Genomic DNA, 11,860 nt, shown 5'->3' with positions numbered 1-11,860 from the left:
GATGGCCCTGCCCCCCGCCTCCGAGACCCAGATTTCGCATCTCGGGCGGCTCTGGCTCTACCTGCTCGCGGCCCTCGTCCTGATCTTCCTCGTGGCGCCGGTCTTCGTCGTGGTACCGATGTCGTTCTCCGACGAGCGCTATCTGAGCTTTCCGCCCGAAAGCTACGGGCTGCGCTGGTACCGCAACTACTTCGCCTCGCTCGAATGGACGCAGGCGACGGTGACCTCGTTCAAGGTAGCGCTCCTCGTCACGCTTCTCGCGACGCCGCTCGGGGTCGCGGCGGCCTACGGGCTCTATCGCTCGACACTGAAATTCTCGAACACGGTGAGCCTTCTGCTCATCAGCCCGCTGATCGTGCCCGTCATCATCATCGCGATCGGGGTCTTCTACCTCTACGCGCGGCTCAACCTCGTCAACACCGTGCCGGGGATCGTGCTCGCCCACACGATCCTGGCGCTGCCCTTCGTCATGGTGACGACCACGTCCGGTCTGCAGCAATTCGACGACCAGCTCGAGCGCGCGGCCCAGAGCCTCGGCGCGAGCCGCTGGATGGCGGTGCTGACGGTGACGCTGCCGCAGCTTCGGGGCTCCATCGTGTCGGGCGCGCTCTTCGCCTTCATTACCTCCTTCGACGAGGTCGTGATCTCCGTCTTCATCGCCGGAGGCGAGAACATGACGCTCCCGCGGCGCATGTTCTCGGGCTTGCGCGACCAGGTCGATCCGACGATCGCCGCGATCTCCTCGATGCTGATCGGGCTCTCGATCCTGCTCCTCGGTCTCGCGGTAGCCTTCGGCCGCAATTCCGACTGACCGGGCGACGTGATCCGCTTGCAAACCGCGCCCGGATCGGGTGCGAGGGCTGCACGAGCGGGATTGGCGCGGGGAGGCGGGACGATGGACGAAGCGAGCGGGACCGGGCCGGGCCGCCTGCGCGCGGGGGCGCTCATCTGCCTGGGCGTCCTCGGCATGCTCACCACCTGGTTCTCGGCCACCGCGATCGTCCCCGACCTCATCGAGGAATGGGCGATGACGCCCGCGCAGGCGGCCTGGCTCACCAACGCGGTGCAGCTCGGATTCGTCGCGGGCGCGGTCTTGGCGGCGCTCGTCAACCTGCCCGACATCGTGCGGATGACGCGCCTCGTCGCGATCGCGGGCCTCGTCGCCGCGCTCGCCAACGCGGCGCTTCTCGTCACCGGGCCCGGGGGCGCGATCGCGGCGCGCTTCGCGACCGGCATGGCGCTCGCCTGCGTCTATCCCCCGGCGCTGAAGCTCATGGCGACCTGGTTCGTGCGGGGCCGCGGCCTCGCGATGGGCGCCATGATCGCCGCGCTGACGCTGGGCTCCGCCGCGCCGCATCTCGTCCGGGCGCTCACGGACGGGGTGGATTGGCGCGCCGTGGTCTGGGCCACGAGCCTCGCGGCGGGCGCGGGCGCGCTTCTCTTCGCCGGCCTCGTGCGCGAGGGGCCGCACGGCTTCGCACGGGCCACGTTTGATCCGCGCCGCGCGGGCGCGATCTTCACCGACCGGGCGCTCCTCCTCGCCAATATCGGCTATTTCGGTCACATGTGGGAGCTCTACGCGATGTGGGCCTGGATCCTCGCCTTCGCCGCGGCGGTGGAGACGGCGGGGCTTGCCCCCTTCCCCTTCGGATCGGCCTCGATGCTGGCCTTCTGGGTGGTGGCCGCGGGCGCGGTGGGCTGCCTCGCGGGCGGGTGGCTCTCGGACCGGATCGGGCGCTGCCGGACCACGGCGGGGATGATGGCGGCCTCGGGGGCCTGCGCGCTCCTCATGGGGGCGGTCTTCGACGGGCCGCCGCTCGCGCTCGCGCTCGTGGCGCTCCTCTGGGGGATCACGGTGATCGGCGACAGCGCGCAATTCTCCGCCGCCGTGACCGAGCTCGCGGACCGCGCCTTCGTCGGCACCGCGCTCACGCTGCAGCTCGGCATCGGCTATGCGCTCACCGTTCTGGCGATCTGGATCGTGCCGCTCGCGGCCGAGGCGATGGGCGGCTGGCGATGGGCCTTCCTCGTCCTCGTGCCCGGCCCCGTCGTGGGCGCGGCAGCGATGCTGTCGCTGCGCCGTCGCCCCGAAGCTGCGGCACTCGCGGGCGGGGCCCGCTGAGGCCCGGTCGCGGTTCAGCCCCGCATCGCGCCGTCCGGACCCAACTCGGCCCATTCCCCGCGCGCGGCCGCGGCGTGCCCACGGCCACCTCGCAATCACCTTCGGAGGTGGAGAGGGTGAGCGCGTTGCCCTGGTAGCTCGTCGCGGGACCAAGCCCCGCGATGTCATCGGCGTCCCGGACCTCGATCCACTTCTTCGACGCGCTGCAGCCCGAGGAAATCTGCGCCCGCTGCATCCGCCAGAGACCCTGCGTGGCCTCCGGGTCGAGCGGGCGGTGGTGGTCGGGGGTCGCGGCCGCGTTCCCCGAAGGTCAGGCGATCTCCTTCATCAACGCGTAGAGCGCCGATTTCGCCTCGAAGCCCACGCCGGGGATCTGCGGCAGGCCCACGCGCCCCTTCTCCACCCGGATGTCGTCGGCGAAGCCGCCGAAGGGCTGGAACACGTCCGGGTAGCTCTCGTTGCCGCCGAGCCCGAGACCCGCGGCGATGTTGAGCGACATCTGGTGGCCGCCATGCGGCACGACGCGGCGAGCCGACCAGCCTTCCTCCTCGAGCACTTCCAGCGTGCGCAGATACTCGACGAGCCCGTAGGAGAGCGCGCAGTCGAATTGCAGCCAGTCGCGGTCGGGCCGCATGCCGCCATGGCGCAGGAGGTTGCGCGCATCCTGGTGCGAGAAGAGGTTCTCGCCCGTGGCGAGCGGGCCCGCGTAGCGCTCGGCGAGCTTCGCCTGCAGCAGGTAATCGAGCGGATCGCCCGCCTCCTCGTACCAGAAGAGGCCGTAGGGGACGAGCGCGTCGCCATAGGCCATCGCGGTCTCGAGGTCGAACCGGCCGTTGGCGTCGACCGCGAGCCGCGCGCCTTCACCCACCACGTCGAGGACGGCCTCGATCCGGCGCAGATCCTCAGGCAGAGGCACGGCGCCGATCTTCATCTTCACCACCTCGTAGCCGCGGTCGAGATAGGAGCGCATCTCGTCCTTTAGCTGCGTGTCGTCCTTGCCGGGGTAATAGTAGCCCCCCGCGGCATAGACCCAGACGCTTTCGTCGGCCTCGCCCCCGCGGTAGCGGTCCGCGAGCAGGCGCCAGAGCGGCACCTCCGCGATCTTGGCCACCGCGTCCCAGACCGCCATGTCGATCGTGCCCACCGCGACGGAGCGCTCGCCGTGCCCGCCAGGCTTCTCGTTGGCCATCAGCGTCGACCAGATCGCGAACGGGTCGAGATTGTCGTGCTCGGCGTCGATCAGGCTCTCCGGATCGGCCTCCTCGAGACGGGCGAGGAAGCGGTCGCGCATCAGCGCGCCCTGCCCGTAGCGGCCGTTCGAGTTGAAGCCGTAGCCCACGACCGGCTTGCCGTCGCGGATCACGTCGGTGACGAGCGCCACGACGGAGCAGGTCATCTTGGAGAAGTCGATATAGGCGTTCGAGATCGGCGCGCCGATCGAGACCGTCTTCTCGTGGATCGCGGTGATCTTCATGACGTGCCTTCCGTGATGGCGGCCGCGATGGCGCGTCCGCATTCCTCCGTCCCGGCCTGTCCGCCGAGATCGCGGGTGCGCGTCTCGGGTTTCGACAGGACGGTCTCGATCGCCGCGACGATGGCCGCGCCGGCCTCCGCGTGGCCCAGATGGTCGAGCATCATCGCTCCGGCCCAGATCTGTCCCACCGGGTTGGCGATCCCCTGCCCCGCGATGTCGGGCGCGGAGCCGTGGACGGGCTCGAAGAGGGAGGGGAAACGGTGTTCGGGATCGATATTGCCCGAGGGCGCGATGCCGATCGTGCCGGTGCAGGCGGGCCCGAGATCGGAGAGGATGTCGCCGAACAGGTTCGAGGCCACGACCACGTCGAACCGGTCGGGATTGAGCACGAAATGCGCGGCCAGGATGTCGATGTGGTACTTGTCGACGGCGATGTCGGGATAGGATTTCGCCATCTCCGCCACGCGCTCGTCCCAGTAGGGCATGGTGATGGAGATGCCGTTCGACTTGGTGGCCGAGGTGAGCTTCTTGCGGGGCCGGGTCATGGCCAGCTCGAAGGCGTATTTCAGCACCCGGTCGATGCCGTGCCGGCTCATCACCGTTTCCTGCATCACCACCTCGCGCGGCGTGCCTTCGTACATCTTGCCGCCGATGGAGGAATATTCCCCTTCGGTGTTCTCCCGCACGATCATCATGTCGATCTCGCCGGGGCTGCGGTTCGCGAGCGGCGCGGGCACGCCCGGCATGAGCCGCGCGGGGCGAAGGTTCACGTAGAGGTCGAATTCGCGGCGGAACTGGATGAGCGAGCCCCAGAGGGAGATGTGGTCGGGCACCGTGTCGGGCCAGCCCACGGCGCCGAAGAGGATCGCGTCATGGCCCTCCACCTGCGCCTTCCAGTCCTCGGGCATCATCCGCCCGTGCTCGGCGTAGTAGTCGCAGGAGCCGAACGCGAACCAGTCGAAGCCCAGGTCGAGGCCGAACCGCTCCGCCGCCGCCTTAAGCGCGCGCACGCCCTCGGGCATCACTTCCTTGCCGATCCCGTCGCCCGGGATCACCGCGATCCGTGTCATGTGGTCTTCCTATTCGTTGCGCCCGGAGATGGCGGCCAGCATCGCGTCCGTCACCTTCCGCGTCGTGGCCTCGCCGCCGAGATCGGGCGTGTGGAGCGATGTGTCGGCCGTCACCTGCTCGACCGCATTCATCAGCGCGGCCGCCGCGCGGTCCTCGCCCAGATGCTCGAGCATCATCGAGGCGGTCCAGAAGGTGGCGATCGGGTTCGCGATCCCCTTGCCGGTGATGTCGAAGGCCGAGCCGTGGATCGGCTCGAACATCGAGGGGATGTCGCGGTCGGGGTTGATGTTGGCCGTGGGCGCGATGCCGATCGAACCCGCGAGCGCCGCGGCGAGGTCCGACAGGATGTCGGCGTGCAGGTTCGTGGCCACGATCGTGTCGAGGCTGCCGGGTTTCAGCGTCATCCGCACGGTCATCGCGTCGACGAGCATCTTGTCCCAGGTCACGTCCGGGAAATCCTTCGCCACCTCGGCCGCGACCTCGTCCCAGAGCACCATGCCATAGCGCTGCGCGTTCGACTTGGTCACGACGGTCAGGAGCTTGCGGGGCCGCGAGCGGGCGAGCTCGAAGGCGTAGCGCATGATCCGCTCCACGCCGGCGCGGGTGAAGATCGACACCTCCGTCGCCACCTCGATGGGCAGGCCCTGGTGCGACCGGCCGCCCTGCCCGGCATATTCGCCTTCCGAGTTCTCCCGCACGATCACCCAGTCGAGCTCCGGCCCCGAGACGCGGCGCAGCGGGCTCTCGATGCCCGGCAGGACGCGGGTGGGCCGGACATTGGCGAACTGGTCGAGCGGCTGGCAGATGGCAAGGCGCAGGCCCCAGAGGGTCAGGTGGTCGGGCACGTCGGGCGCGCCCACCGCGCCGAAGAAGATCGCGTCGAAGGCGCGAAGCTCCTCCGCGCCGCCCTCGGGCATGAGCCGGCCGGTGCGCCCGTAGCGTTCGGAACCCCAGTCGAAATGGCTCGTGTCGAGCGTGAAGTCGCCGTCGCGGGCGGCCAGCGCCTCCAGCACCTCGAGCCCCGCGGCCACGACCTCGCCCCCGATCCCGTCGCCGGGGATCGCCGCAATCTTGTAGCTCTTCATCGCGTTCCTTTCGAATTTCGTCAGATCAGCAATCCCGACGGCATCCTCAGGAGCAGGACATCGGCCAGGATCCACCAGAAGGCAATGCAGATCAGCACCCCCGAGACGACCCAAAGCGCCCAGACCCGCGGCGCGGGCCGGTCGTAATCGGCCACGACGATGATCGCGAGGAAGGCCAGGATGCTCGCCGTCAGGAAGCCCAGCACCGACAGGAGCGCCACCCAGAGCGCCAGGATCACCGCGAGGGCGACACGGCGGACGCGGCTCTCGCCCTCCGTCGCCTCCGCCGGCGCCGTGCGGCCCGCGAAATGGAGACCGATCAAGAGCAGACTCAGGACCGCGAGCGCCGCGCCGATCACGGTCGGAAAGACCGAGCCCATCGCGCTCATGCCCTGCGCGCCCCAGAGCGCGAGCACGCCCAGGATCGCGAGGAGCCCGGCCCAGATCGGCGTGCCGAGATCGCGCGCGCCTTCCTGTCCGTCATCCGCGGCCTCCGGCACGCCGCCCCCGCCCACCGGCGCCGCGGCGGCGGTCTCGACGGTGCGTTTGCGCCGGCGGATGCGGTCGGCCACGAAGGGATAGGCGAGCGTCAGCACGGCGGCGAGGATGATGCCGATGCTGATCGGCCGGCCGAAGAACATCTCCGCGATCCGTCCCGAGGCGTTGCCGATGAGGTAGGTCTGCACGAAGCCCTGCTCGGCGATCTGCCCGAGCACGAGGCCCAGAACGATCGGCGAGGGCGCGAAGCCGTAGCGCGCGAGCCCCCAGGCGAGGATGCCGAGGCCCACCATCATCTGCGCGTCCTTGGGGTTCGAGTGGATCGCGAAGGAGCCGATCACGGTCAGGAGCGCCACCGTAGGCGCAAGCATGGCCTTCGGGATCCGCACCACCGTGGAATAGGCGTAGCGCCCGATCAGCAGCCCCGCGGGCAGCATCAGGACGGTGGCGATGAGGAGACCCCAGATGAAGGTGTAGACGATCCCCGCCTCGTCGGCGAAGAGCGTCGGTCCGATCTTGATTCCCTGCACGAGGAGCGCGCCCAGGATGATCGCGTCGGGCGGCGTGCCGGGGATCCCCAGGACCAGCGTGGGGATGAAGCCACCGCCCACCGTGGCGTTGTTGGCGGCCTCGGTCGCGACGATGCCCTCGGGCGCGCCCTTGCCGAAGCGCTCGGGGCTGTCGGAGGACCGCCGCGCTTCGCTGTAGGAGACGAGCCCGGCGATGGAGCCGCCCGCGCCGGGCAGGATGCCCACGACGGTGCCGATGACGGCCGAGCGGACCACGTTGACCTTCTGCGCGAGGAAGATCCGCGCGCTCTCGCCGAGCCGGAGCCCGCCCGTCTCCGCCGATTTCAGGTGCGGATCGCGCGTCGCCACGAGGTCGATGAGGACGGGGATGCAGTAGAGCCCGATGATCGCGGAGGTCAGGTCGATGCCGCCGAGAAAGCTCTGCATCCCGAGCGTGTAGCGCACGTCGCCGCCCACCACCGCCACCCCGATCGTCGACAGGAAGAGGCCGAGGAGCGCGCCGATCAGCCCCTTCAGCGTGTTGCCCACCGAAAGCGCGGCGATGAGCGTAAGCCCGAAGATCGCGAGCCAGAAATATTCCGGCGGCCCGAACGCGAGCGCCACCCGCGCCAGCGGCGGGGCGAGGGCGAGAAGCGCCAGCGCGCCCACGATGCCGCCCACGAAGGAGGCCATCGTGGCGAGCGAGATCGCGACGCCGCCATCGCCGCGGCGCGCCATCGGGTAGCCGTCGAAGGTGGTGGCGATAGCCGAGGGCGTGCCGGGCGTGTTGACGAGGATCGCGGCATAGGCCCCGCCGTAGATCGCGCCCGTGTAGATCGCCCCGAGCGCGATGAGGCCGGAGGCGGGATCCATGGTGAAGGTGAAGGGCACGAGGACCGCGACGGCCATCGTCGCCGAGAGCCCCGGCAGCGCGCCCACGACCGTGCCGAGGACCACCCCCACCGCCGCGAAGAGAAGGTTGAGGGGCGTGAGCGCCCCCCAGAGATAGCCGAGAATGTCCACTCGGAAGTCCTCAGCCGCCGATTCCGAGCGCCTCCGCCCCTTCGGCGTATTCGGCCTTCATCTCCTCGAGGAACGCGTCCATGTCGCCGTAGCCGATATCGGTCAGCACGAAGCCGTTCGTCTCCATCTTCTCGATGAAGTCGGGGCGCTCGTTGATCTCGGTCACGATGTCGGAGACGCGCTGGCGCAGTTCCTCGGGGGTCGAGTCTGGCACCGCGACGCCGCGATAGGCCCCGCCCACGAGGTCGTAGCCGAGCTCGGTGAAGGTCGGTACGTCCGGGAAGGCCGGCAGCCGCTCCTCGGCCGCGACGGCGAGCATCCGGAGCTCCTCGCCCTGGTTCACGCCCGAGGTGGCGTAATTGAACCCGGCCATGGTCTGCCCGCCCAGGACCGCGGTGATCGAGGGGCCGGTGCCCGAGAACGGGATATAGGTGGTGGTGATGTCGGCGAGCCCGTCGAACTTCGCCTGCGCGAGGTTGTTGGACGAGTTCGACCCCGAGCCCGCGAAGGTCACGAGGCCGGGATTCTCGCCGGCATAGGTCACGAGATCCTCGAGCGTCTCGAACTGGCTGTCCTGCGGCACGAAGATCGCGTCGGGCGTGTAGTGGAAATAGTTCACCGGGGTCAGGTCGTCGGTCTCGTAGCCGACCGAGCCCTCCATCGGCTGCAGCACCGTGTGCGGCAGGTTGATCCCCATGATCGTGTAGCCGTCGCCCGCGATCTGGTTGAGCTGCGACCAGGCCTGCGCCCCGCCGGCGCCGGGCTGGTACTGGATGACGACCGGATGGCCCGTCACCGCCTCCCATTCGGCCTGCTGGAAGCGCGCGGAGAGATCGGATTCTCCGCCCGCGTTGAACGGAATGATGTAGGTCATCTGCTTGGTCGGGAAATCCTCGGCGGAGCCGCCGTCCGACTGGGCGGACACGGCACCGGCGGCCATCAGGGCGGCGGCGGACAGGGCGATCAGGCGCATGGAATGTTCTCCTCCTTGAGGCAAGCGGCAGAACGGCCTCCCCGCCATCCCGTCCGCACCTCTTCATCCGTGCAGCATAAGGCCTTGCAGCGGAACGGGAACCCCCTTCCTGCGGACCCACCAAAAGAGCGGCCGCGCGGTAAAGCGCTTGCAACCCGGCGTCGGGACGGCACTGTGCGCGGGGAAATGACAGACGGACCCCGCGAGGGGAGGAGGCAGGATGAGCTATCTCGGGATCGATCTCGGTACGTCCGGGCTCAGGGCGCTCTTGGTGGACGAGGGCGGCCAGCCGATCGGAGCGGCGGAGCGGCATTACGACGTCCGCCACCCGCATCCGGGCTGGAGCGAGCAGGACCCGGCCCACTGGATCGACGCGCTCGAGGGCGCGGTGCGCGAGCTCAAGGAAACGTATCCGGACTTCGCGGGGCTGAAGGGGATCGGCGTGGCAGGGCACATGCACGGCGCGACGCTCCTCGATGCGGACGACGGGGTGATCCGGCCCTGCATCCTGTGGAACGACACCCGCGCGCACGAGGAGGCCGCGGCACTCGATGCGACCGACGGCGTGCGCGAGGCCTCGGGCAACATCGTCTTTCCGGGCTTCACCGCGCCGAAGCTCGCCTGGGTCCGCCGCCACGAGCCCGAGGCCTTCGCGCGGGTGGCGAAGGTGCTCCTGCCTGCGGCCTATCTCAACCTCTATCTCACGGGCGAGCACGTCACCGACATGTCGGACGCGGCGGGCACGGCCTGGCTCGACGTGGGCGCCCGTGCCTGGTCGGACGCGCTTCTCGCGGCGGGCGGCATGGAGCGCGCGCAGATGCCCCGCCTCGTCGAGGGGTCCGAGCCGGCAGGCGAGCTTCGCTCCGATCTCCGCACGGCCTGGGGGCTCGAAGGGCCTGTCGTGGTGGCGGGCGGCGCGGGCGACAACGCGGCCGCCGCCTGCGGGATCGGCGCGCTACGCGAGGGCGAGGGGTTCCTCTCGCTCGGCACGTCGGGCGTGCTTCTGGCCGCGCGCGACGGCTACCGACCCGATCCGGCCTCGGCGCTGCACACCTTCTGCCATGCCGTGCCGGGGCTTTGGTACCAGATGGGGGTCATGCTCTCGGCCACGGACGGGCTCAACTGGTTCGCGCGGATCGCGGGCGTCTCGCCCGCCGAGCTGACCGCGACGCTCGGAGAGCGGCTCGAAGCCCCCGGGCGGGTGCGGTTCCTGCCCTATCTTTCGGGCGAACGGACGCCGCATAACGACGCGGTCATCCGCGGCAGCTTCACCGGTCTCGGTGCCGAGACGGCGCGCGACGACATGACCCGCGCCGTGCTCGAGGGCGTGGCCTACGGGCTCAGGGACAGCCACGAGGCGCTGAAGGCGGCAGGCGCCCGGATCGACCGGCTGATCGCCATCGGCGGCGGCACGCGCTCGCGCTACTGGCTGCACCTCCTCGCCACGGTGCTCGACGTGCCGCTCGACCTGCCCGAGGGCGGCGAGTTCGGCGCGGCGCAGGGCGCGGCGCGGCTGGGCCAGATCGCCGCGACAGGCGCCGATCCCGAGAGCGTGGCGACACCGCCCGGAATCGGCGCGCGGATCGAACCCGACGCGGGGCTGAAGGACGCCTTCGACGAGGGCTACGCGGCCTTCCGCGCCGCCTATCCGGCGATCCGCGACATCCAGTGATGGGTCGCGCCATGAGCGCCTGACGCAGGACTTTCGTTCCGTATCAGTCGCTTGTGTTCCTGTCTGCATGTCGCTCACGAATTTCCGCCCGCCGTAACAGCGGGCGGTTCTCAAACGCTTCGCATCAATCTTTTGGCAACGACGTTTCGCCACAATTGCCGCCTGAGACCGAACCGCGCCCACCGCGCGACCGATTTCCCAGAGCAGCAAGCAAGAGCGGAGCACCGCCCACATGTTACCCCGAAAGGTTCCGTCCCGGAGACCCGGATGGCGGCGCAGGCTCGGCCTGCGGGCCGGGCGTCTGGCCCTTACCGTCCTGTCCCTCGCCGCCACCCCGGCGGCCGCAGACGAGACGATCGTCCTGGCCGCCCTGCCCGCCCCGGCGGAGATCGGCTCCGAGGCGCTCACGGCGCGGATGCGGATCCGCGGCCGGGTCCTCGGCACGGCGCGCAGCGCGGTCGACGCGACGCTCGACACCGACCGCCGGATGATGGAGGCGGCACGCGACCGCTTCGCCGCGGCACGCCGCACCCTGCGCACGTTCGACGGGGCGGGATATGCCGGGCGCAACGTCGTGCCCTTCGACCTCGAGGGGACGGCCGGGCTCGAGGCGGGAACCTGGCGCTCGGACGGCCGGTTCTTCGGCCAGTCCGGCAGCTTCGACGGGCGGAGGCGCCGTCTCGTTCTGGGAAGCTTCGACGTCGAGAAGGCGCCGTCCGGCCGCCTCGAGGCCCGTGTGGAGGTCCGGACCCTGCGCGAGCGGATGCATTCGGAAACGCTGATGCTCGGCTATTACCTCGGTGCGGAGATCGCCCGGGACCGCTCGGGCGGCGGCGATCCCGAGGCCGCGCACCGGATCGGGGCCGCGTTCGGCACCTATGCGGTCCGAAGCCTCGGAGACGCGCTTTATCTCGACGGTTACGTGTCGTTCGGGATCGACCGCGCCTTCGGACGTCATGCCGCGCGGGACCTCGACTTCGAGGGGGCCCATTCCATGCCGCGGGCGACGGTCGGCGGGACGCTCAGCGGCTTTGTCGGGACGGGCGGCCTGCGCCTGCGTCCGCGTCTCTCGCTCGCCTATGGGCAGGCTGCGCCCCGCCGGACGCGGATGTGGCACGACGGGCGGCGCGCCTTCTCCCTCGGGGACGGCCGTGCCGCGACGCTCGCACTCGCGCTGAGCCCCGATCTCGACATCGCGCTCGACACCCGCCCGGTGGAGGAGGCGCGCGCCGTGCTTTCCGTCTCGCCGCGCCTCGAATGCCGGGAGGCGCGGGAGATCGAGACGGTCTCGCGCTGCGCGCGCAGCGCGGAGATCGGGCTGGAACGGCGGTTTCCGGACGCCGCGCGGCGGCTCGGCGTCACGCTCGGCCTCGGACGGCAGGCCCGCGAGACCCGCGCGCGGATCTCCGTCCGCTACGAGCACGCGTTCTGAG

10 protein-coding genes are annotated in these 11,860 nt (G+C 70.2%); 5 read left to right on the top strand and 5 right to left on the bottom strand.

The genetic code is table 11. The features are described 5' to 3' along the window. Position 1 precedes the first annotated feature (1 nt). From LX81_RS16360 to LX81_RS22290, 3 genes are all read left to right on the top strand, one after another. Positions 2 to 811, top strand: coding sequence for an ABC transporter permease (locus LX81_RS16360; RefSeq protein WP_111538397.1), 810 nt, complete (start codon positions 2 to 4; stop codon positions 809 to 811). An 84-nt stretch (positions 812 to 895) separates the two neighbouring features. Next, the gene (locus LX81_RS16355; RefSeq protein ID WP_111538396.1) at positions 896 to 2,122 is read left to right on the top strand and encodes an MFS transporter; all 1,227 of its coding nucleotides are present in this window, start codon (positions 896 to 898) and stop codon (positions 2,120 to 2,122) included. Between the two features lie 161 nt (positions 2,123 to 2,283). Beyond that, on the top strand, positions 2,284 to 2,460 hold the full coding sequence (locus tag LX81_RS22290; RefSeq protein ID WP_170133985.1) for a hypothetical protein: 177 nt from the start codon (positions 2,284 to 2,286) through the stop codon (positions 2,458 to 2,460). On the opposite strand, the gene LX81_RS16350 is transcribed toward LX81_RS22290, so the two are convergent. Genes LX81_RS16350 through LX81_RS16330 form a run of 5 tightly spaced genes read right to left on the bottom strand, consistent with a single transcriptional unit; the run spans position 2,433 to position 8,722 of the window. Further along, positions 2,433 to 3,596, bottom strand: a complete 1,164-nt coding sequence (locus tag LX81_RS16350; RefSeq protein WP_111538395.1) for a mandelate racemase/muconate lactonizing enzyme family protein — start codon at positions 3,594 to 3,596, stop codon at positions 2,433 to 2,435. The two genes, LX81_RS22290 and LX81_RS16350, sit on opposite strands and share 28 nt — an antisense overlap. Further along, a complete protein-coding gene (locus LX81_RS16345) occupies positions 3,593 to 4,666 on the bottom strand; it encodes a tartrate dehydrogenase (protein WP_111538394.1) in 1,074 nt (357 codons plus the stop codon). Before LX81_RS16345 ends, LX81_RS16350 begins: the two co-directional genes overlap by 4 nt. 9 nt (positions 4,667 to 4,675) lie before the next feature. Further along, positions 4,676 to 5,752, bottom strand: a complete 1,077-nt coding sequence (locus tag LX81_RS16340) for a tartrate dehydrogenase (protein WP_111538393.1) — start codon at positions 5,750 to 5,752, stop codon at positions 4,676 to 4,678. A gap of 20 nt (positions 5,753 to 5,772) precedes the next feature. After that, positions 5,773 to 7,782, bottom strand: coding sequence for a tripartite tricarboxylate transporter permease (locus LX81_RS16335; RefSeq protein ID WP_111538392.1), 2,010 nt, complete (start codon positions 7,780 to 7,782; stop codon positions 5,773 to 5,775). Between the two features lie 10 nt (positions 7,783 to 7,792). Next, a complete protein-coding gene (locus LX81_RS16330; RefSeq protein ID WP_373280290.1) occupies positions 7,793 to 8,722 on the bottom strand; it encodes a tripartite tricarboxylate transporter substrate binding protein in 930 nt (309 codons plus the stop codon). A gap of 253 nt (positions 8,723 to 8,975) precedes the next feature. On the opposite strand from LX81_RS16330, the gene xylB reads away from it, so the two are divergent. Further along, on the top strand, positions 8,976 to 10,427 hold the full coding sequence (gene xylB / locus LX81_RS16325) for a xylulokinase (protein ID WP_111538390.1): 1,452 nt from the start codon (positions 8,976 to 8,978) through the stop codon (positions 10,425 to 10,427). A gap of 232 nt (positions 10,428 to 10,659) precedes the next feature. Then, positions 10,660 to 11,859 (top strand): hypothetical protein, encoded by a 1,200-nt coding sequence (locus LX81_RS16320; RefSeq protein WP_111538389.1) that lies wholly within the window; start codon positions 10,660 to 10,662, stop codon positions 11,857 to 11,859. The last annotated feature ends 1 nt before the right edge of the window (position 11,860 follow it).

Origin of the sequence: Palleronia aestuarii (genome assembly GCF_003253995.1) — a bacterium.
Lineage (GTDB): Bacteria > Pseudomonadota > Alphaproteobacteria > Rhodobacterales > Rhodobacteraceae > Palleronia > Palleronia aestuarii.
The sequence above is the reverse complement of the archived record's forward strand: the minus strand, read 5'-3'. Positions and strand labels throughout refer to the sequence as shown.